Here is a 20,648-nt window from a genome sequence, read left to right on the forward strand (position 1 = left end):
CATATATTATGTTAGATATCAAAAATTTACATGTCAGCGTTGAAGGCAATGAGATCCTAAAAGGATTAGATTTGCAGATTAAAGCCGGCGAAGTACATGCAATTATGGGTCCTAATGGCTCAGGTAAAAGTACATTATCAGCAACACTTGCTGGTCGTGATGAATATGAAGTTGATGATGGTACTATTACCTTTAAAGGCAAAGATCTATTAGCGCTAGAGCCAGAAGAGCGGGCGGGCGAAGGCATTTTTATGGCATTTCAATATCCAGTTGAAATCCCCGGTGTAAGCAATCAGTTTTTTTTACAATCCTCTGTTAATGCTGTAAGAGAATATCGTGGTTTAGCGCCATTAGATCGTTTTGATTTTGAAGATTTTATTGAAGATAAAATTGCGCTACTTGATATGCCACAAGATTTGTTAACGCGTTCTGTTAACGTTGGTTTTTCTGGCGGCGAGAAAAAGCGTAACGATATTTTGCAAATGGCAGCGTTAGAGCCTGAATTATGCATTTTAGATGAAACAGATTCAGGGCTTGATATTGATGCGCTAAAAATTGTCTCTAATGGCGTAAATAGCCTACGTGATGGCAAACGTGCCTTTATCGTTGTAACACACTATCAGCGTATTTTGGATTATATCAAACCTGATTTTGTGCATGTGCTATATCAGGGGAAAATCATTAAATCAGGTGATTTTTCATTGGCGCAAAAATTGGAGGAACAAGGTTATGGCTGGCTTATTGACCCTCAATGAAAAGCGTGAAAAACAGTGCCAAATAGAACAGCGCAACCAACAGGCACTGAAAATGTTTGCTGACTTATATCACCAACGCAAAGGTGAGGATAATTTTCATTCACGTAATCATTGGTTACAAGTCGAAAATGTGGGTTTTCCTCTTTATCGTCATGAAGATTGGCACTACACGCCTCTTGATGAAACGTTAAATCAGCAATATCAATTATTGCCGCCCTTTGATGTACAAAATATTGTGGCTAAGCAAGCGTTACCGTTAGATTGCTATCGTATTGTTATGGTGAATGGTACTTTTTCACCAACAGAGAGCACTAAAGATTTTGGCCCTTATCAGATTACGTTATTAGATAGCCAAAGTGAGTTACCCGCAGCGATAAACGGTGAAGTGTTTTTACACTTAGTTGAGAGTTTGGCGCCACATCCGCTACTAATCACCCTAAAGTCAGGGGTTATTGCCGACAAACCGCTGTATATTCTTAATATTACTCAAGGTAATGATATCGGTGAAGTAAATAGTGCCAATTATCGTTTCCATTTTGAAATTGGGGCTAATGCACAAATGCAGGTGATTGAGCACTATATTAGTGATAATGACGACAATCGCCATTTTACAGGTGCAAGATTAACAGCAAATATTGGTGATAATACTTCGTTTAATCATATTAAATTGAGTTTTGAAAATGCAGTCAGCCAGCACTTTGCTCATAATGATCTGGTGGTTGGTCGAGATGCCAGGGTTGATAGTTATGCTTTCTTATTGGGAAGTAAACTCACCCGACATCACACCAGTTCAGCGTTAAAAGGTGAAAATACCGAGCTTTCGATGAACAGTGTGGTATTGCCTAAAGCGGGTGAGATTGCTGATACAAGAACATGGTTGATGCATAATGAGAAAAATTGCCAAAGTCGTCAACTGCATAAAACTATTGCAATGGATGCAGGTAAAGCGGTGTTTAATGGCATGATCACGGTTACGCCTAAAGCGTTAAAAACGGATGGTCAAATGACCAACAATAACTTGCTATTAGGCGAAAAAGCACAGGTCGATACCAAGCCACAACTCGAAATTTATGCTGATGACGTAAAATGTAGTCATGGTGCAACAGTGGGTCGTATTGATGATGAGCAGCTATTTTATTTACGCTCTCGTGGTATCTCATTGAGTGCAGCACGTAAGATGATTATTCATGCTTTTGCCGCTGAACTAACTGAATCGTTAGAAAATAGCATAATTAAAGCGCATGTATTAGATAGAATTAATCAGCGTTTGTCTGAGGTATAACCGTAATTATGACGCAATTTATTGAAAAAGCACGTAGTGACTTTCCTATTTTGTCACAGCAAGTAAGAGGTAATCCATTGGTTTACCTCGACAGTGCAGCCAGTGCTCAAAAACCTATTTGTGTAATAGAGCATGAGACAAATTTTGCGTTAACACAATATGCCGCGGTTCATCGCGGCATTCATACGTTAAGTGCAGAAGCGACGACATTAGTTGAGAATGTGCGTAAACAAGCTGCTGATTTTTTAGGTGCTAATAGCGAAGAAGAGATAGTTTTCGTTAAAGGAACAACCGAAGGCATTAACTTAGTCGCTAACACATATAGCCAACGCTTTCTTAATGATGGCGACAATATCATCATTACTGAAATGGAGCACCACGCTAATATCGTGCCTTGGTTTATGTTATCGAAACAATATGGTTTTGATATTCGCATTATTCCAATGTTGGAAAATGGTCAATTAGATTTAACTAAGTTGCCCGAACTAATTGATGAGCGTACTAAGTTACTTAGTATTACTCATCAGTCTAATGTATTAGGTACAGTAAATCCTGTTGCAGATATTATTCGTGATGCTCGTCAATATTCGGCTCAACAAGGTGGTGAGTTACATATTTTGGTTGATGGTGCACAAAGTGCAATGCATCAGCTGATTAATGTCTCACAAATTGATTGTGATTTTTTTGTTTGTAGTGGTCATAAGCTTTATGGTCCTACTGGTATGGGGTTGTTATACGGCAAAAAAGCGATTCTTGATGAGTTACCACCTTGGGAAGGGGGTGGTGCAATGATTAAGCGTGTACATCTTAATGGTGATATTACTTATGCTGATGCACCTTGGCGCTTTGAGGCAGGAACCCCCAATATTATTGGTATGATAGGGTTAGGTGCAGCATTAAATTATCTCACCAAGCTGGGAATGAACGCTATTGCAGAGCATGAAAACAACCTTATGCAATATGCCCAAGAGCAATTGAAAAAAGTAAAATCGTTAGTACTTTATGGCAATGAAAACCGTCAAGGTGTAATAGCGTTTAATTTAGGTAAACATCATGCGTATGATGTAGGTACTTTTCTTGATAATTATGGCATTGCTATTCGCACTGGACATCATTGTGCGATGCCAATTATGGATTTCTATCAAGTGCCAGCGATGTGCCGTGCTTCATTAGGTTTGTATAATAGTAAAGAAGATATTGATACATTAGTGAACGCACTGTTACGTGTTGAGATGTTATTAGGCTAAAGAATAAAAAAGAAAGAGGCTATTTATGGCAGTTGCCAACTTACCCGATGAAACAAAATTACTGCGCAATTTTTCTCGTTGTCAGGACTGGGAGCAGCGCTATCTTTATATGATGGAATTAGGTGAACGCCTTGCACCATTAACAGATGAACAACGTACCAGTGCAAATTTTATTGAAGGTTGCCAAAGCCAAGTTTGGATAGCTGTTGAATTAAACGAGCAAAAGCAGCTGGTACTTGTAGGTGATAGTGACGCAGGTATTGTGAAAGGGCTGGTGGCGTTGGTGATTATCTTATTTCAAGGTAAAACAATAGAGCAAGCATTAGCAACAGATGTAAAACACTATTTTGCATCGCTCGAACTTGAAAGTCATTTAACGCCATCTCGTACACAAGGCTTACATGCTATGGTTACGACGCTCATTAAACGATTTTCGGATTACACTGTAGCGTAAATGTTATCTAATCTCGTGGTAATATTCTAAACTGGCTTAATATATAATAAGAATAAAGTACTATAATCTTATTATCATGATAGCCAGTTTACTTTATTTCTAATATACGGGATCAATGATGAATAAATGGTTAACCCTATTGGGTGTAGCGCTGTTAGGGATGAGCAGCCACTTATCTTATGCAAATGAATACCTGTTACCTGCTGATGGTGAGCGTTTAATTGGTGAGAACGTATTATATACAGTGCCTAATGATAATCGTTCATTAGAGGTTATTGCAGCGCAATATAAGGTCGGATTGCTCAATATGATGGAAGCCAATCCAGGTGTTGATCCTCTCTTACCTGACGCGGGTAAAACACTTAAAATTCCATTACAAATGATTTTACCTGATACGCTACATAAAGGTATTGTGATTAATCTTGCAGAACTACGTCTCTATTACTATCCCAAAGAAGGTACAACCGTTGATGTCTATCCCATTGGGATTGGTCAATTAGGTCGTGAAACACCTGAAATGGTGACTTCTGTTTCTCAGTTAATTAAAGATCCAACATGGACACCCACTGCGAATATTCGTAAAAACTATGCGGCGAAAGGGATAACCTTACCTACCGTTGTACCCGCGGGTCCTGAAAACCCAATGGGTGCTTACGCCTTAAGATTGGCACATAGTCGAGGTGAATATCTTATTCATGGTACGAATGCAGATTTTGGAATTGGTTTAAGAGTGAGTTCAGGCTGCATTCGTTTACGCCCAGAGGATATTGAAACATTATTTAACGTCATTCCTAAAGGGAGCCGTGTTCAAATCATTAACAAGCCGATTAAATTCACTGAAACTGCAGATGGCAGACAATTTATTGAAGTTCATCAGCCATTATCTCGCAATGAAGATGATGATCCACAAACAATGCCATTAACGTTTACTAAGCAATTTAATCAATGGTATGAGAGCGGTAAAGTAGACAAAAATAAAGCGGATGCAGAAATTATTCGGCGTTCAGGATTACCTGTAGATGTAACTGCTTATTAAGTTTTTAACAAGTGTAATAAATAATAAAAATAGATGCTTTTTTAAGCATCTATTTTTATTTAGTGGCATTTCATATGATATAAAAAAACTAAAAATACCAAAGGATTTCTTTATAAAATCATGAAAACTAAAAATATTTTACTATAAAAACGTTTTTATTAACAATCAGGATATTTAATGAAGGTTTTCAGTTGCTATCAGGAAAATATAAACCACAATGCGGCTATTGGGACGGATGATAATTCGAGTTCATTGTCGAATAAGTTGTCTAAGATTGAAAATAGCTGTAAAGCGTTTTTATTGGGGGATGAAAAGTTAAAAAGTAAAAATATTAGAATAATGTGTGAAGAGCTTCTTCAACGTACAATTCCCAAAGAGGGAAATAGAGGATATGAATTAATTGAAATAAACATCTTACGGGAGATAGTTAGCTCAAGAATATCTTATACAAAATATTCAAAGTCGGTTACAGAATTATTTAATAGTTTAGAAAAAGCGCTAAGAGAACTAAATGATAAAGAATATTTTGTACTGACGAAGGCTCAACAACAAGATGCTGATACAATTAAGACAACATTTCGTAAGATATGTGATCAAGTAAATCAAAACATAATATATAACTCACATTTTGGAGAGAACGTCATAATAAAGGAACGTATACTTGCTCTAATTTAAGACAGTTTATCCGATAAAAAACCAAAGCCCTAACATTACGTCAGGGCTTTGCTATTAATGCTTACCTAAAACTTTTCAGCTTACAGGTGAGTCAAATTACTTTTTATAAGTAGTAACTTGGTTATCTAAACGCTGATTCGCACGAGCGGCTTCGTCGTAAGCTGATTTAGCTTCAGCACGAGCAGACTGTACATCACCGCTTAACTGCTGAACTTGTGTATTTAAACGGCTTACATCAGAAGAGATTTGATCTAATTGAGCATTGTTGCTGGAGCAACCTGCTAATAAGCTCGAAGCCACAATTACCGCACCCAGTACTAGTTTCGCTTTCATGGTAACAACCTCTATTATTAGTTTGTTTAAAGGAACAAGTAGCATTTTTATATGAAGCCATTAATAAGTATGGCACAGTTATAAAAAAGTGCCGGATTTATTTATAACTAACTACTTACTCAGTATTTGAACAATAGGAAAAATAGCACCTAAAACGCAAATATTCAGTACAAAAAATGCGTGTTGTTTCACAAAAGAATTTTATTCATAAAAGTCTGATAGAAAAACATTTTATCTGTAGTTTTTCATTTTTATCAAAATTATGTTTATAAAACACCTTCTAAATTTACTTTAACAAAAATTGCCTCTGCTTCATTCTTAAACGATTCAAGTGTGAACTTTTGAAAATTTAAATTGTTATATCCTCTAAAGAACATGATCCCTCTTTTTAAATCAGTCAATGTTGTCCAAACTGAAAACTCACTAGTATGAAGAGCTTGCAGTGTGTCATGACCTAATAGTGGGTCAATAGTCGAATTTTTAGGACGATCAAATCGGTTCATAATATGTGCTAATTCAACTAATTGTTTATCAGGATCAGAGACTTTGTGGTAATAAGTTGTGTAGTAAACAGCACGAATAAATCTATCTACAGAAGTATCAGAACTTGGTAATGTCACTAAAGCAATGCCACTGTCAGGTTGTTTAATCTTGATATTGCCTAGTGTATTGGTAGAAATATTAATATTAGAAAGATGGGTGTAATTATTTAAATTAGTTAAATGCCACGGAAATAATGGGCCATTTGTCATGCAATAGGTCGGGTTATCATAAATATGTAATTTACCCTCAGAAACTTCAACTACAATACAAGCACCGGTGGTGTCATAAAAAGCGTAATGGAAAGGGCTTGGTAAATTACGTAACAGTAACAGTTTTTGTGACCAAAAAATGGTTTGAGGAAGAGCCTGTTTTAATTCCGCGACCGTTGCATATTGAGCTAAAGCCCATTCGCCAATAGCGGCAATAGGCACTGAATTAGCGTAATCCTGAGGATTAATATCATCAAGTTTTGAATCAGGTAACATATTTAAGCTAAAAGAGAGTCCCTCAGAATTCACACCTTCCAGTACATCTTTTGTACCTGCAAGATTAATTGGCGCAGTGATCGCCATAAAAGGGTATTTTACAGTATATTTTAAGCCAGGAGTTCCATCAGGGGCATTCTGCTGGAATGTATGTCCTGTAGGATAATATGCAAATATTGATGCAGGTTTATCTGCTGAAAACTCCATTGTTCTGCCATGATAAACTCGGTTTTTTTTATCAGTAATAGCAAGTGTGGTACAAGCAAACACATTTCCATTTATGTTGTCGTTTGACATTTTATATCCTTCTTTAGCGTGTATTAATAAAAAGACTCATTAAAAAGAATAGAAGAAATAAACGTTATATGAGAAAAAAATAAGCAGGTAGAGAGAAAAAGATGAAGCATGGAATAAATAAAAACGCCACTGCAAGAGTGGCGTTGAGATAATTTAAACGTTAAATAAAATTACAGAACGTGGACAGAAGAAGTATTTGTCGTTCCGCTATCAACCAGTGCGCCTGTTACCATAACAACGCGATCACCAGCATGAGCTAAACCGCTAGCTAATGCAGCTTCTTTACCAATACGGTAGAAATCATCAGTAGATGCGATTTCTTTTACTAATTGAGTTGTTACACCCTTAACTAACAGTAATTGGCGAGCTGTTTCTTCGTTATTAGTTAATGCTAAGATTGGTGCAGTTGGGAAGTACTTACGAATAGAACGCGCTGATTTACCACCATAAGTCGCAACAACAATTAGTGGTGAATCTAAGTTATCAGCCATTTCTACTGCGCCACGACATACTGCTTCAGTGACACGCAGTTTTGCGCCAACTTGGCTAAGGTCAAGGCGTGATTTCATAATACGGTCAGTACGTTCACAGATAGTCGCCATAATAGTTACAGCTTCTACTGGGTATTTACCTTTTGCACTTTCGCCTGACAGCATAACGGCATCTGTACCATCTAAGATAGCATTTGCAACGTCACCCGCTTCTGCGCGAGTAGGGCGTGGGTTTTTGATCATTGAATCTAACATTTGCGTTGCAGTGATAACCACTTTACGCGCTGCGTTACATTTTTCGATCATCATTTTTTGTGCGAAGATAACTTCTTCTACAGGGATCTCAACACCTAAGTCACCACGAGCAACCATGATACCGTCAGAAGCTTCTAAGATTTCATCAAAGTTATTAAGACCTTCTTGGTTCTCAATTTTTGATATAATCATGATGTTTTCGCCGCCGTGTGCTTTTAAGTGCGCACGCATTTCTTCAACATCAGAACGTTTACGAATAAATGAAGCCGCAACAAAGTCAACGCCTTGCTCACAACCAAAGATAAGGTCTTGTTTATCTTTTTCTGCTAATGCAGGTAGGCCGATAGAAACACCGGGTAAGTTAACACCTTTGTTTTCGCCTAAGTCACCGTTGTTTAATACTTCACAAACAACTTCAGTAGCAGTAACTGCAGTTACTTTCATGCCGATAAGACCATCGTCAACTAATACTGTGTTGCCGACAGCTAAATCTTTTGCAAAGCCTTCATAAGTTACAGCGACACGATCTTTATTACCAACAACAGATTTGTCAGTTGTGAAAGTAAAAGTTTGACCTGCAACTAGACTTACATCATTACCACCTTCTAATTTGATGGTACGGATTTCTGGACCTTTAGTGTCTAATAAAATGGCTGCTTTTTTGCCTGTTTTAGCACAAATATTACGAAGGTTTTTGATACGGTTGCCATGCTCTTCATAGTCACCGTGAGAGAAGTTAAGACGCATAACGTTCATGCCTGCGTCCAGTAATTGATTCAGTTTTTCTTCAGATTCGGTTTTTGGCCCGATGGTGCATACAATTTTTGTCTTTTTCATGGCAGTCTATTTAATGGTTTATTGTAATGGATGAATAGGGAGTAATGCCGCTGTTTATTAATTAACTATACATATAGCAACAAAACGCTAGTTAGGTTAGTTGCGCAACATGTTAATGAATCAGCAACATCATAAAATTCTTGTTACTAATTTGCATCGAGGTTTTGCAGATATCATACATTATAGTCTATCACGGTTCATTTATTCTTTTTTCTAAAGGTGCCCGTAAATCAATGCGCTGAAACCTTTCAACAAAATTATGTTTCGTATTATAGAGGTTAATTTCTATGAATAAAATGGAAAAAAGATAAATTTAAGCGATGTGATCAAAATACGGTGTTGACTGCTTGTTTTTTAAGCATTTTGTTGCGCAATAAAATATTGCAAGCAAAATGAAATATTTTGTAGGGAAGGTAAGAAGAGTAAAAATAAGAAAGTAGACAATAGAAATGGTGCGTCCAAGTGGACTCGAACCACCGACCCCCACCATGTCAAGGTGGTGCTCTAACCAACTGAGCTATGGACGCACTGTATTGTGATGTTGTTCAGATTAAATGGTGCGTCCAAGTGGACTCGAACCACCGACCCCCACCATGTCAAGGTGGTGCTCTAACCAACTGAGCTATGGACGCATTGTTTATTCTGGGTGACAACGGGGACGAATATTAGCGAGATGATTTGATTCTGGCAAGAGGAAAAACACAAATTTATATTCAACTGCTCGTATTTAAAGCTATTTGTTGATATTTGTGTCATTCCTTTACCCAGATAGAGTCTAATACTTAGCGTTCAGAACGATGTAACACAACTTCATCAGGTTGACGTTGGATCCACCAAATACGACTTCCCATCATAATTGCCGATGCAGTTAAACCAAGAATAAAGCCAATCCAGAAACCTGCGGGGCCCATCGCCTCAACTATATAATTAGTACGACCTAATAAATAACCCGAAGGTAGACCAATAATCCAATAGGCAGTAAACGTAATAAAAAAGATAGAACGTGTATCTTTATAGCCACGTAGTACACCAGAGCCTATTACCTGCACTGAATCTGATAACTGATAAAGTGCTGCAAATAACATTAGGTGTGAAGCAAGTGTAACAACTTCAATATCATCGTTATACATTAAGGCAATTTTTTCTCTAAATAGGATGGAGAAAATAGCCGTACAAGTTGCCAACATTAAACCCACAGCTAAACCAGTAATAGCCGAGATGCGTGCTTGCTCAGTTGAACGTTGTCCAAGGTTATGGCCAACGCGAATAGTAGCAGCAATACCTAATGATAATGGAAACATAAACATCAGTGAGCTAAAGTTTAATGCGATTTGGTGACTCGCTACTGCGGTAACCCCTAGAGGCGAAACTAATAGCGCCACAACAGCAAATAGAGTGACTTCAAAAAAGAGTGCTAATCCAACCGGCAGCCCTAAGAAAGTAATACGTTTTAGCGTATGAAGGTCGGGGGCAACAAAGCGTTGTTTAGGAAGAACGTCGCGTTGTGTTGGTGCTCGACGTACATAATAGCGCATCATTAAGAACATCGCCCAAAAAACAGAGGCTGTCGCTACACCACAACCAATTCCCCCTAATTGTGGCGCGCCAAATTTACCATAAATAAAGGCATAGTTAACCGGGATATTAATCAGTAATCCGACAAAGCCGATAATCATGCCTGGTTTAGTTTTGGATAATCCCTCACACTGACTTCGCAAGACTTGATAATAAAGGCAGCCCGGCGCACCCCACATAATAGCGTGAATAAATCCGATAGCTTTTTCTGCTAATTCAGGGTCAATATCTTCTTGAGCTTCAATAATAAACCGGGAATTATAAAGAATTGCAATAACCATTATCGATAAGAATGTGGCTAGCCAAAAACCTTGCTGGGTACGATTAGCAATCAGCTTTCGTTGTCCTGAGCCATTTAATTGGGCCACAATTGGCGTCAGTGCCATTAATATGCCCTGGCCTAAAAGGATGGTTGGTAACCAAATTGACGTACCGACAGCAACCGCAGACATTTCTGTGGCGTTAACAGCACCCGCCATTACTGTATCGACAACACCCATTGCGGTTTGGGAAAATTGAGCGATGATAACTGGGATACCAAGAGCAAGTAAGCTACGCGCTTCTTTTACGTACTTTTGCACGCATACACCTTTATTAATTATAAGAAAACGGAAGGGGGAGAATGAACGCCCTATTGTTAAAATGACGTAAAATGATCCTCAAGAGCGCTTATTCTAATGATAAAAGTTTAATTATCAATGAAAGATGTGACGTTTTTTAAACACAGAAATTTGATAATTTTTTACCTGCTTTTACGTTATATTTAACGGCAATAATTGGTCAGGAATAAAAGCGGTAATTGTTCCTTTGTATTAATAATAGCTATGTTATCCTAAACAGCATCAACCTAATTAGGGTAAACCAGTTTGTAGAATCAAGGAGATGTGAGATGTTTACAGGTATTGTTCAGGGAAAAGGGCGGGTTATTTCCATTGAAGATAAAGGTGATTTCCGTACTCATATCATTGAATTACCAGAAGCGTTAGTCCAAAACTTAGAAACAGGCGCTTCTGTTGCTAATAATGGCTGTTGTTTAACAGCAACTAAAATTGAAGGTAATCAAGTTAGCTTTGATTTAGTTAAAGAGACATTACGTTTAACTAATCTCGGTGAATTAAACGTAGGTTCTGAAGTTAATATTGAACGAGCTGCAAAATACGGTGATGAAATTGGCGGGCATGTTATGTCGGGCCATATTGTAACTACAGCAGAAGTTGCAAAAATTATTACCTCAGAAAATAACCTACAAATTTGGTTTCGCATCTTTGATAAAGAACTGATGAAGTATATTTTGCATAAAGGCTTTATTGGTATTGATGGTATTAGTTTAACCGTTGGTGATGTGGTCAATAATCGTTTTTGTGTTCACTTAATCCCTGAAACAAAAGATAGAACGACATTAGGTCGTAAACGCCTCGGTGATAAAGTCAATATTGAGTTAGATCCACAAACACAAGCCATTGTGGATACGGTTGAGCGTTTTATGTTGCAACAACAAGCACAGCAACAAGAATTACTAGTTGAACAACAGGTTGAGAACGAAGAAAAATAAAACCCTGACTATATTGTTTATGTTTAATTTGTTTATCGCCAATTATTCCTAATCAAATAGAAGATAAAAAGCCAGCTCTTAAAGAGACTGGCTTTTTACTTTTTATGACAGTTAAAATTTAACGTGGCGTATGTAATCCACCTATTTTACCTTTAGGACTTAACATTATTTGCCACAATTGAATATCCCTAGCACGAAAAGCACCGGCACAGGCATTTAGATAATAACTAAACATACGTTTAAATCGAGGCGTGTAGTTAGATTCAATATCAGGCCAACAAGCAAGAAAACGCTGATACCATGCCATTAACGTTTTATCATAATCGGCACCAAAGTTATGCCAATCCTCCATAACAAATTTATTATCCATAGCTTGTGCGATTTTTTGAATAGAAGGAAGGCAACCATTTGGAAATATGTATTTACTGATCCAACTATCAACATTTACTTTATCGCGATTAGAACCGATGGTATGCAGTAAAAATAAACCATCTTCTTTTAAATTACGGCGTACAACATCGAAATAAGTCGCGTAATTCTTAGGACCGACATGTTCAAACATTCCTACTGATACAATGCGATCAAATTGTTTATATAAATCACGATAGTCTTCTAAAATAATATCGACATCCAGTCCTTGGCAACGTTGTTGAGCTAATTTTTGTTGCTCCACAGAAATTGTGACACCTGTAACTGAAACGCCAAAGTGTTTTGCAGCATATGCGGCAAGCCCGCCCCAGCCACAACCAATATCTAATAATGTCATTCCTGGTTGAAGAGCCAGTTTCCGGCATATTAAATTTAACTTGTGCTCTTGAGCTAATTCTAATGAATCTGCATTTTTCCAATAGCCACAAGAATATTGCATATTAGGATCTAGCATTGCAGTAAAAAGATCATTACCAAGGTCATAATGCTCTTTGCCTACCATCCATGATCTTTTCTGTGTTTGCAGATTAAAGAGACGAGCGACAGCTATTTTTAGGATGTCGTGAATATTTTGCGGGAGTTTGTTTTCAAGTCCTGCACGTAAAACCTTATGAAAGAATATATCGAGCCGTTCACAATCCCACCAGCCATCCATATAGCTTTCACCGAGACCTAATGAGCCTTGTTGTAATACTCTTTTATAAAAATTTTTGTTGTGAACCTGAATATCATAAGGTTCTGAACCATTAATACGAATATCTGCTTGAGAAAGCAGCTCGGTTGCTATTCGTTGGTAAGAATTATTGGAGGTCTTTCGGCCTTCTTCTACACAAGATGTACTCATATACTCTCCGGCGTAAACTAAGCGGGTCTTGAGTTATGAATCAAAGAAAGGATGTGTGCAGATTTGCTGTGTTAAATGGGATCTTATTCAAAAAGTGTTGTATGAATAGGATTAATAAAATAACTAATCTGACATAATCAGGCAATGATCCGTTAATGCACCTCAAAATCCGAAAGAAAATTGAACAAAACGCTATAATTGGCGTTTGTTAAGTATAGGGACGTAGAATATTTTTCTCTAGAAAAGAAAAAGGTCATTTTATAAAAATGACCTTTTTTGAGAATTATCTTAAAAATGTAAAGAGCGTTATTCAGCTGTTTGAATTGTGTGTTTGCTAACGGATTTATTGCGTTGAATAAAGTAGCCGACTGCCATTGGGACAGCGGTTAACGCCATAATTGCGGTGGTGTTAATCAAAGGCTGGTGGCTAATAAAGGCTGAAACAATAAAGCTTGCTAAACTACAAAGCCCTAATTGAAGCGCATTTTGTAACGCTGCCGCTTTACCACTGATCTCAGGATAAGCAGATAACGCATTAGATACCGCTATTGGATAAGAAGCGCCATTCATTGCGGCCATAATACAAAATGGAATTAAAATAGTGGTTAACGTTGGTTGAGTTAACTTCGCAACTAAAAATAGTGCGGTCATACTAACGGCATAACCTATTAACAATAATGGTAGCAGTGATTTGCCAGTCATTTTAGACAGTAAGATACGACAGCCATAGCCACCAACCATAAAGGCGATAGTTTGTGGAATATAACTTAAGCCAATATCTTGAGGGGAATAGCCCATTTTTTCTAAAATGATAGGAGAACCCGCTAACCAAGCAAAGAAACCGGCGCTACAAGAGGCATAAATTAAAACGTTACCGCTGTAGATAGGTGATTTTAGTAATGTCATAAAAGAGGCTGAAGCTTGAGCTGAGCCATTCTCTGTAACAGGTTTTTGTTTAATATTTTTCAGCATTAAGGTTGGTAGCATTAGAACGATAGTTACCGCCATTAATAAAATAAAAATCATACGCCAGCCACCATGTTGTAAAAACCATGCGCCAATAAGAGGGGCTAATGCTGGTGATAAAGCAACCAGTGGCATAATTAAAGCAAAAACATGTTGTGAACGAGATTCATCAAAGCGGTCAATAACTAATGCTTGCCAAATTACAGCAGCAGAACAAACACCAAAGGCTTGTAAAAAACGCATTGCGAGTAAGCTGGTTGCACTATCAACCCAAAGCATACCAAGGCAACCGAAAGAGAAAAGACTTAAACCGATTAACAGAACAGGCTTACGACCAATTTTGTCAGAAAGAGGTCCCCAAAGTAATTGCGCAATAGCAAAACCGAATAAAAAAATACTTAAACTATTACTGATCGCGCCTTCGCTGATTGATAGTTCCCGTTGCATCATACCGAATGCAGGCAGGTACATATCAATAGCTAAATAACCCAACATGCTTAGGCCAGCAAGGTAGACCATAAAGCGCGCAGGTGTTTTTGTTTGTGTGGATGTATTTAAATTCATTTTAATTTTCTATGTTATGTGATGTAGAACATTTTATATATTGTAACTAAGACCTATTTTACTTGTGAAACGGGAATATTTGGTTAATGCTGTGAAAAATTTTCAAAGGAATAAACTTTATGTGGTCAGAATACTCTCTAGAAGTTGTTGATGCTGTCGCTCGAACAGGAAGTTTTAGTTCGGCTGCTCAAGAGTTACACAGAGTACCCTCCGCTGTTAGTTATACTGTTCGACAATTAGAGGAATGGCTTGCTGTGCCTCTGTTTGAACGCCGCCATCGTGATGTCGAATTAACGGATGCGGGTAAGATTTTCATCAAAGAAGCCCGCTCTGTTATCAAAAAAATGAATGACACTCGACATATGTGTCAGCAAGTCTCTAATGGTTGGCGCGGACAATTTAGTATAGCAGTAGATTGCATCGTAAAACCGGAAAGAACACAACAACTTATTCTTGATTTTTATCGACATTTCCCCGATATCGAACTTTATGTCTATCCTGAAGTTTTTAATGGGGTGTGGGACTCATTGGTTAATGGGCGTGTTGACCTAGCTATTGGCGCCACCAGAGCATCGCCAATTGGTGAACGATATAGCTTTAAAGATATGGGATTTATGCCTTGGCGCTGTGTTTGTCATATTGACCACCCATTGGCTAAAGCAGAACATCCGCTAACCGACGATGAAATGCGCCCTTATTCGAGCCTTTGTTTAGAAGATACCTCGCGTAGTTTGCCAAAGCGTGATACTTGGGCGTTAAATAATCAGCGTAGAATGGTTGTCCCTACGTGGGATATGGGATTGGAGTGCTTACTTGCAGGATTATGTGTTGGTATGGTGCCCTTGCATAGAGCTGAGCCATTAATCGCTAAAGGAAAGCTAGCTGTGCTTAAATTGGCACAGCCATTACCCGATAGTCCTTGTTGCCTCACTTGGGTCGATAAAAGTGAGTCACCCGCTTTGTCTTGGTTATTAGATTATCTTGGTGATAGCCAAACCCTAAATGCGGAATGGCTTCGTTAAGTCAGTCGAGATACCGTTTAATTAACGGCGGTAATCGATGAATGGGCCATCAGCAACAGAGCGGCGCTCAACTAACCGTGGATGAACTTCGATAGTTTGTGCGTCTTCTCTTTTGTTAACGATCCGGTCAAGCAGCATAGATAATGCCATTTGACCTAAGCGTTCTTTGGGCTGATGAACGGTTGTTAATGCAGGGGTAAAATAGCGAGCATTACGAATGTTATCGTAACCAACAATAGAAATATCAAATGGTACACGCAGACCTAATTCATCGGCTGCACAAATAGCACCCATTGCCATGACATCTCCACCACAGAACACAGCGGTAGGGCGATGTTTTTGATTTAGCATTTGATACATGGCTTTGTAACCAGACTCTGGTTCAAAATCACCTTGTACAATCCATCCATCTTTTACAATGATTTTAGCTTCTTCCATTGCTTTTAAAAATCCCTGAAGACGTCCACCACCAGTATTACGCTCTAATGGGCCAGGAATAATACCGATATCGCGATGACCACGCTCAATTAAGTAGCGGCCTGCAATATATCCACCATGAAATGCGTTATCAATGATGGTATCAGTAAAATCACCCCGAGCTTTTCCCCAATCCATCACTACCATTGGAATATTACGATAGCCTTCTAATAGAGAGAGAAGGTGATCGGGATATTCAGAGCACATAACTAATAATCCATCGACGCGTTTTTGCGCTAGCATCGCTAAATAAGCTTTTTGCTTATCTAGATTATTATGTGAGTTACATAATATCAGTGTATAACCTTTGCTATAACAGCTATTTTCAACAGCTTCAATCACTTCAGCAAAGTAAGGAGCTTCACTGGACGTGGCTAACAAGCCAATTGATTTGGTGTGATTGACTTTTAAACTACGCGCAACAGCACTAGGCGAATAATTTAATTCTTTAATAGCGGCCCAAACTGCTGCTCGGGTGTTCTCAGCAACAAAACGTGTTTTGTTGATAACATGAGAAACAGTCGTGGTTGACACTCCTGCGCGTTTTGCCACGTCTTTTATTGTTGCCATGGTGTGAAAAACTCCTGACCTTCATTGGTCTCTTTTAATCTAATTTTGTGGTTCTGCTGCCAGTATAGTCATACATAGGGCGAATACTGGCAATAATTTAGCTGTTAGCTATGAATTTTGTATGATCTAGCTCAAAAGTGGAAGTATTAATCAATGTTATAAATTGTGCACTAGTCGCTATATTAGCAAATTGTGATATGTGATAATAATTAGCCATGACAATGTTATGGTTAATAACGTGTATTATAATCATTTTGAGGGAGAATAAATGGATACGGATCTGAAATTTGGTTTGAGTACAGCAGTTGCAGCACTCGTCATGATTGTTTTATTTTCTACAATGCTGTTTTAATCACTGTTTTATATAATATCAGGTTAATTTTAATTATAACTAATCGGATATCTGTAAATAACAAAGGGCCTAAGGCCCTTTGTTATTTTGCCACCAAACACCAATAATTGATCTTTAGTGGTTAAGATAAATTAAGCAAAGTTAGCTTCAACAAATGACCAGTTAACCAGTGCCCAGAACTCTTCTAAGTATTTTACACGCGCATTACGGTAATCGATATAGTAAGCGTGTTCCCATACGTCAACTGTTAATAGTGGTTTGTCATTGCCAGAAATGGGTGTTGCAGCATTAGAAGTATTAACAATAGCGATTGAGCCATCTGCTTTTTTCACTAGCCATGTCCAACCTGCACCGAAGTTTTTAGCCGCGGCATCGTTAAATTGTTTTTTGAACTCTTCAAACGAGCCAAATGCTTTGTTGATAGCATCAGCAATTTTGCCTGTTGGCGCGCCACCTGCATTTGGAGCTAAACAGTTCCAGTAGAAAGTATGGTTCCAAACTTGAGCGGCGTTATTGAAAATACCACCATCAGTTGATTTAATAATCTCTTCTAGAGATTTAGCTTCTAAATCAGTACCTTTAACCAGATTGTTCAGGTTGGTTACATAAGTTTGGTGATGTTTGCCATAGTGATATTCTAAAGTTTCTTTAGAGATATGTGGCTCAAGAGCATCTAACGCATAAGGTAATTTTGGTAATTCGAAAGACATTGCGTACTCCTTTATACTATCTATTTCGGGTTTTGTGCCTAAAATCATTCCATCAAAATCATCTGAATTGATAAAATGAGGCAAATGAATCACTAATTTGTTGCTATTTTGCTAATTATTTTAACAAAAACTTGCTGAAATAACAGCTAAATATCTTTTATCCATAATCATAACAAAATATAAGCTTACATATTGTCGAAATAAAGGGGTTATATTAAATAGGGTTAATTTTACCGATAAATAATTAAGAGGAAGAAATGACGGTTGATAAAAATGGATATATTTCTGTGTTAGTAATAAAGCCAATACAGAAAGAGTATCAGGCACTCTTAGTGTTTGTTCAATCTCGGTTATTAACACTTTATGAAAGTCACATTTGCAGTATTTTTGTTTATGGAAGTGTGGCAACAGGTGCTGCTAAGCAGCCAAAATCAGACCTCGATCTTTGTGTTATTTTAGATAAAGACATTGATGACATAGATAAATTAAATATGGCCAATATAGCGCAACAAGCTATTGAGCTTTATCCAATTGTACCTAAAGTTGATTTTGACATTGCCTCTAAATCAGAGGTGCTACTACGAGAAAATATAACTAGTTGGGGCTATTGGTTAAAACATCATTGTCGTTATATTTATGGCGAAGATCTCTCTTTACAGTTTTCCTTGTTTAAACCTTCACGAGCGGTTGCCTATGCCGTAAATGGTGACTACTTGACGGTACTTTCTGATTATCTTCTAAGAATTGAACAAACTAACGACTTAAAAACCTTTTTAAAGTTATCAAAAGAGGCGTCTAAGAAACTTATTCGATCTACTAATATATTGAGAGCGCAAGAAGGGGGAGATTGGCCTGACTTACTGGGTGAACATCTCTCTAGGCTTATAAAAATAGAGCCTAAATTGGTTAAGGAGCTTATGTTTTTTTATGAAGCATATTGAGCTAGGTATTTATCAAAAAGATGAATTTCTTATCCAAATGAAAAATACAATTTCATTTTTATCCGCTGTAGAAAAAATATAAATCAAAAATTATAGCGATTCATTTGGCAAGAAAGAGCAAACAAAATACGCACAAAAAAATAACTAATATGCTGATTTAATTGCCATGTTCTAACGGAATATGAGTCATTTGTCTAGTACATCTTTCATTCTAATCTTATGATTTTAATCAGTATTAAACTTATATAGAGCTTTCTAATATAAAGTGGTATTCTTCTTTCATGTTTTCACCAATATAAAACATATTGAATATAAAAGGTTGTAAGGACGTAATAAATGACGACTATTGAAAAAATTGAACGCCAGATTAAAGAAAACCCAATTATTTTATATATGAAAGGTTCACCAAAATTACCAAGTTGTGGTTTTTCTGCACAAGCTGTTCAGGCACTTTCTGCATGTGGTGAGCGTTTTGCTTATGTTGATATCCTGCAAAATCCAGACATTCGTGCAGAATTACCAAAATATGCACATTGGCCAACTTTCCCTCAATTATGGGTAGATGGTGAATTAGTCGGCGGATGTGACATCATTTTAGAAATGTATCAGCGTGGCGAATTACAGAAGTTATTAAAAGAAACCGCTGATAAATATCGCGATGAAGAAGCAGAGTAATTGATTTAATTTTACAATAAATTAAACCAACAGATAAAATAAAAGCCAGTTTCAGTATCTATAAATCTGAAACTGGCTTTTTCGTTTAACCATGACTTCAACGCCATTGATTTAAAATTTAATTAGTTTTGGGGCGGTAAAGGCCAACCACCTAATTTTTTCCAGCGATTGACTAATTCACAAAATAACAGTGAGGTACGGTTAGTATCGTATAACGCACCATGAGCGAGTTTACTATCAAACGGAATTCCTGCAGTTAAACAGGCCTTAGCTAAAATAGTCTGCCCTAATACTAATCCACTCAATGCAGCAGTATCAAAAGTTGCAAAAGGATGAAATGGATTACGTTTTAAACTTGCTCGCTCAGCTGCCGCCATGACAAAGCTATGATCAAAATTAGCATTGTGTGCGACAATAATAGCACGATTACAATCGGCATCTTTCATGCCTTTGCGCACCATTTTAAAAATAGCGTGCAACGCTTCATATTCACTCACTGCACCACGAAGCGGGTTTGTTGGGTCAATGCCTGTAAATTCTAAGGCTGAAGGTTCTAAATTAGCGCCTTCAAAAGGTTCAACGTGAAAATGTAGGGTGTTATCTGGTTTTAACCAACCCTGTTCATCCATTTTTAATGTAATCGCTGCTATCTCAAGTAAACCGTCAGTTTTTGCATTAAATCCACCGGTTTCAACATCGATAACAACAGGGTAGTAACCACGAAAACGGTTACACAATTCATTTGGGTTATTTTTATCAGGCATTAAATTATACTTATCCGATAAAAGTGAATATCGGAAATTAACAATAAGCAGAAACCAAAAAGACAGATTTACTGCCTTTCTGGTTAAAATAAAAATTAGTGACCAAGTGCGCGACTGGCATTTTTATTTTCGATTAATTCGATTTTATACCCATCTGGGTCTTCAACAAAAGCAATAATGGTGGTACCACCTTTTACAGGTCCTGCATCACGGGTGACATTACCACCAGCTTGGCGAATCGCATTACACGTTGCTGCAACATCATCAACACCAAGTGCAATGTGACCAAAAGCAGTACCCATTTCGTAGTTATTGACTCCCCAGTTATAGGTTAATTCAATCACCGCGCCGCTGCTTTCATCACCGTAACCAACAAAGGCTAACGAGTATTTATATTCCTCATTTTCGCTGGTGCGTAGAAGTTGCATACCCAGAACCTTAGTGTAAAAATCGATAGAGCGTTGTAAGTCGCCTACACGAATCATGGTATGAAGTACTCGCATATAAACCTCTCGTG

At 37.6% G+C, this 20,648-nt stretch carries 21 protein-coding genes and 2 tRNA genes; 11 read left to right on the plus strand and 12 right to left on the minus strand.

All coding sequences use genetic code 11. The features are described 5' to 3' along the window. The first annotated feature begins 8 nt into the window (after nucleotides 1-8). The 6 genes from sufC to PH4a_RS14400 all read left to right on the plus strand — a co-directional run bounded on the left by sufC (nucleotide 9) and on the right by PH4a_RS14400 (nucleotide 5,449). On the plus strand, nucleotides 9-755 hold the full coding sequence (sufC, locus tag PH4a_RS14375; RefSeq protein WP_064719739.1) for a Fe-S cluster assembly ATPase SufC: 747 nt from the start codon (nucleotides 9-11) through the stop codon (nucleotides 753-755). Further along, nucleotides 730-2,037: a Fe-S cluster assembly protein SufD gene (sufD, locus tag PH4a_RS14380; protein WP_129040677.1), complete on the plus strand. Its 1,308-nt coding sequence runs from the start codon at nucleotides 730-732 to the stop codon at nucleotides 2,035-2,037. Before sufC ends, sufD begins: the two co-directional genes overlap by 26 nt. Before the next feature lie 8 nt (nucleotides 2,038-2,045). Continuing rightward, nucleotides 2,046-3,284 (plus strand): cysteine desulfurase SufS, encoded by a 1,239-nt coding sequence (gene sufS, locus PH4a_RS14385; protein WP_164971548.1) that lies wholly within the window; start codon nucleotides 2,046-2,048, stop codon nucleotides 3,282-3,284. A gap of 25 nt (nucleotides 3,285-3,309) precedes the next feature. Further along, nucleotides 3,310-3,738 (plus strand): cysteine desulfuration protein SufE, encoded by a 429-nt coding sequence (gene sufE / locus PH4a_RS14390; protein ID WP_129040682.1) that lies wholly within the window; start codon nucleotides 3,310-3,312, stop codon nucleotides 3,736-3,738. A gap of 118 nt (nucleotides 3,739-3,856) precedes the next feature. Then, nucleotides 3,857-4,774 carry a L,D-transpeptidase family protein gene (locus PH4a_RS14395; protein ID WP_129041935.1) on the plus strand — a complete coding sequence of 306 codons (918 nt, stop codon included), beginning with the start codon at nucleotides 3,857-3,859 and terminating at the stop codon, nucleotides 4,772-4,774. Between the two features lie 177 nt (nucleotides 4,775-4,951). Beyond that, entirely contained in the window at nucleotides 4,952-5,449 is a 498-nt protein-coding gene (locus PH4a_RS14400; protein WP_129040684.1) for a hypothetical protein, read from the plus strand. Between the two features lie 96 nt (nucleotides 5,450-5,545). On the opposite strand, the gene PH4a_RS14405 is transcribed toward PH4a_RS14400, so the two are convergent. From PH4a_RS14405 to PH4a_RS14430, 6 genes are all read right to left on the minus strand, one after another. Further along, on the minus strand, nucleotides 5,546-5,782 hold the full coding sequence (locus PH4a_RS14405) for an Lpp/OprI family alanine-zipper lipoprotein (RefSeq protein WP_064719746.1): 237 nt from the start codon (nucleotides 5,780-5,782) through the stop codon (nucleotides 5,546-5,548). A gap of 266 nt (nucleotides 5,783-6,048) precedes the next feature. Next, nucleotides 6,049-7,107: a linear amide C-N hydrolase gene (locus PH4a_RS14410; protein ID WP_129040686.1), complete on the minus strand. Its 1,059-nt coding sequence runs from the start codon at nucleotides 7,105-7,107 to the stop codon at nucleotides 6,049-6,051. A gap of 170 nt (nucleotides 7,108-7,277) precedes the next feature. Continuing rightward, a complete protein-coding gene (gene pykF / locus PH4a_RS14415) occupies nucleotides 7,278-8,690 on the minus strand; it encodes a pyruvate kinase PykF (RefSeq protein WP_064719748.1) in 1,413 nt (470 codons plus the stop codon). A gap of 450 nt (nucleotides 8,691-9,140) precedes the next feature. Beyond that, nucleotides 9,141-9,217, minus strand: a tRNA-Val gene (locus tag PH4a_RS14420). A gap of 28 nt (nucleotides 9,218-9,245) precedes the next feature. Further along, nucleotides 9,246-9,322: transfer RNA gene (locus PH4a_RS14425), tRNA-Val, on the minus strand. Nucleotides 9,323-9,472: 150 nt separating this feature from the next. Then, a complete protein-coding gene (locus PH4a_RS14430; protein WP_064719749.1) occupies nucleotides 9,473-10,846 on the minus strand; it encodes an MATE family efflux transporter in 1,374 nt (457 codons plus the stop codon). Nucleotides 10,847-11,154: 308 nt separating this feature from the next. Between PH4a_RS14430 and PH4a_RS14435 the strand changes: the two genes are divergently transcribed. Continuing rightward, entirely contained in the window at nucleotides 11,155-11,817 is a 663-nt protein-coding gene (locus tag PH4a_RS14435; protein ID WP_129040688.1) for a riboflavin synthase subunit alpha, read from the plus strand. Nucleotides 11,818-11,935: 118 nt separating this feature from the next. On the opposite strand, the gene cfa is transcribed toward PH4a_RS14435, so the two are convergent. Beyond that, entirely contained in the window at nucleotides 11,936-13,090 is a 1,155-nt protein-coding gene (cfa, locus tag PH4a_RS14440; protein WP_129040690.1) for a cyclopropane fatty acyl phospholipid synthase, read from the minus strand. A gap of 306 nt (nucleotides 13,091-13,396) precedes the next feature. Continuing rightward, nucleotides 13,397-14,620 (minus strand): purine nucleoside transporter PunC, encoded by a 1,224-nt coding sequence (gene punC, locus PH4a_RS14445; RefSeq protein ID WP_129040692.1) that lies wholly within the window; start codon nucleotides 14,618-14,620, stop codon nucleotides 13,397-13,399. A 119-nt stretch (nucleotides 14,621-14,739) separates the two neighbouring features. On the opposite strand from punC, the gene punR reads away from it, so the two are divergent. Continuing rightward, on the plus strand, nucleotides 14,740-15,642 hold the full coding sequence (gene punR / locus PH4a_RS14450; RefSeq protein ID WP_129040694.1) for a DNA-binding transcriptional activator PunR: 903 nt from the start codon (nucleotides 14,740-14,742) through the stop codon (nucleotides 15,640-15,642). Nucleotides 15,643-15,663: 21 nt separating this feature from the next. Here the strand turns inward: punR and purR are convergent, their stop codons facing one another. Next, complete coding sequence (gene purR, locus PH4a_RS14455) at nucleotides 15,664-16,689, minus strand: HTH-type transcriptional repressor PurR (protein ID WP_064719754.1); 1,026 nt, start codon at nucleotides 16,687-16,689, stop codon at nucleotides 15,664-15,666. Between the two features lie 268 nt (nucleotides 16,690-16,957). Between purR and cydH the strand changes: the two genes are divergently transcribed. Continuing rightward, nucleotides 16,958-17,041, plus strand: coding sequence for a cytochrome bd-I oxidase subunit CydH (gene cydH / locus PH4a_RS18500; protein ID WP_103004765.1), 84 nt, complete (start codon nucleotides 16,958-16,960; stop codon nucleotides 17,039-17,041). 131 nt (nucleotides 17,042-17,172) lie between these two features. Here the strand turns inward: cydH and sodB are convergent, their stop codons facing one another. Beyond that, a complete protein-coding gene (sodB, locus tag PH4a_RS14465; RefSeq protein ID WP_129040696.1) occupies nucleotides 17,173-17,751 on the minus strand; it encodes a superoxide dismutase [Fe] in 579 nt (192 codons plus the stop codon). A gap of 257 nt (nucleotides 17,752-18,008) precedes the next feature. Between sodB and PH4a_RS14470 the strand changes: the two genes are divergently transcribed. Further along, nucleotides 18,009-18,692, plus strand: a complete 684-nt coding sequence (locus PH4a_RS14470) for a nucleotidyltransferase domain-containing protein (protein ID WP_129040698.1) — start codon at nucleotides 18,009-18,011, stop codon at nucleotides 18,690-18,692. A gap of 336 nt (nucleotides 18,693-19,028) precedes the next feature. Next, nucleotides 19,029-19,367, plus strand: coding sequence for a Grx4 family monothiol glutaredoxin (locus tag PH4a_RS14475; protein WP_064719757.1), 339 nt, complete (start codon nucleotides 19,029-19,031; stop codon nucleotides 19,365-19,367). Between the two features lie 122 nt (nucleotides 19,368-19,489). On the opposite strand, the gene rnt is transcribed toward PH4a_RS14475, so the two are convergent. Beyond that, entirely contained in the window at nucleotides 19,490-20,131 is a 642-nt protein-coding gene (gene rnt, locus PH4a_RS14480) for a ribonuclease T (protein WP_064719758.1), read from the minus strand. A gap of 95 nt (nucleotides 20,132-20,226) precedes the next feature. After that, complete coding sequence (gene gloA, locus PH4a_RS14485) at nucleotides 20,227-20,634, minus strand: lactoylglutathione lyase (RefSeq protein ID WP_064719759.1); 408 nt, start codon at nucleotides 20,632-20,634, stop codon at nucleotides 20,227-20,229. Between the last annotated feature and the right edge of the window lie 14 nt (nucleotides 20,635-20,648).

Origin of the sequence: Proteus hauseri, from assembly GCF_004116975.1 — a bacterium.
In the GTDB taxonomy this organism is placed as follows: Bacteria; Pseudomonadota; Gammaproteobacteria; order Enterobacterales; family Enterobacteriaceae; genus Proteus; species Proteus hauseri.

Bases quoted from the DNA above. Each gene is read 5' to 3' on its own strand.
- purR (WP_064719754.1), bottom strand. From the start codon at position 16,689: ATGGCAACAATAAAAGACGTGGCAAAACGCGCAGGAGTGTCAACCACG.
- PH4a_RS14395 (WP_129041935.1), top strand. From the start codon at position 3,857: ATGAATAAATGGTTAACCCTATTGGGTGTAGCGCTGTTAGGGATGAGC.
- sodB (WP_129040696.1), bottom strand. From the start codon at position 17,751: ATGTCTTTCGAATTACCAAAATTACCTTATGCGTTAGATGCTCTTGAG.
- gloA (WP_064719759.1), bottom strand. From the start codon at position 20,634: ATGCGAGTACTTCATACCATGATTCGTGTAGGCGACTTACAACGCTCT.
- sufC (WP_064719739.1), top strand. From the start codon at position 9: ATGTTAGATATCAAAAATTTACATGTCAGCGTTGAAGGCAATGAGATC.
- PH4a_RS14400 (WP_129040684.1), top strand. From the start codon at position 4,952: ATGAAGGTTTTCAGTTGCTATCAGGAAAATATAAACCACAATGCGGCT.
- sufE (WP_129040682.1), top strand. From the start codon at position 3,310: ATGGCAGTTGCCAACTTACCCGATGAAACAAAATTACTGCGCAATTTT.
- PH4a_RS14475 (WP_064719757.1), top strand. From the start codon at position 19,029: ATGACGACTATTGAAAAAATTGAACGCCAGATTAAAGAAAACCCAATT.
- rnt (WP_064719758.1), bottom strand. From the start codon at position 20,131: ATGCCTGATAAAAATAACCCAAATGAATTGTGTAACCGTTTTCGTGGT.
- punC (WP_129040692.1), bottom strand. From the start codon at position 14,620: ATGAATTTAAATACATCCACACAAACAAAAACACCTGCGCGCTTTATG.
- PH4a_RS14435 (WP_129040688.1), top strand. From the start codon at position 11,155: ATGTTTACAGGTATTGTTCAGGGAAAAGGGCGGGTTATTTCCATTGAA.
- PH4a_RS14470 (WP_129040698.1), top strand. From the start codon at position 18,009: ATGACGGTTGATAAAAATGGATATATTTCTGTGTTAGTAATAAAGCCA.
- punR (WP_129040694.1), top strand. From the start codon at position 14,740: ATGTGGTCAGAATACTCTCTAGAAGTTGTTGATGCTGTCGCTCGAACA.
- sufD (WP_129040677.1), top strand. From the start codon at position 730: ATGGCTGGCTTATTGACCCTCAATGAAAAGCGTGAAAAACAGTGCCAA.
- PH4a_RS14405 (WP_064719746.1), bottom strand. From the start codon at position 5,782: ATGAAAGCGAAACTAGTACTGGGTGCGGTAATTGTGGCTTCGAGCTTA.
- sufS (WP_164971548.1), top strand. From the start codon at position 2,046: ATGACGCAATTTATTGAAAAAGCACGTAGTGACTTTCCTATTTTGTCA.
- cydH (WP_103004765.1), top strand. From the start codon at position 16,958: ATGGATACGGATCTGAAATTTGGTTTGAGTACAGCAGTTGCAGCACTC.
- PH4a_RS14410 (WP_129040686.1), bottom strand. From the start codon at position 7,107: ATGTCAAACGACAACATAAATGGAAATGTGTTTGCTTGTACCACACTT.
- pykF (WP_064719748.1), bottom strand. From the start codon at position 8,690: ATGAAAAAGACAAAAATTGTATGCACCATCGGGCCAAAAACCGAATCT.
- cfa (WP_129040690.1), bottom strand. From the start codon at position 13,090: ATGAGTACATCTTGTGTAGAAGAAGGCCGAAAGACCTCCAATAATTCT.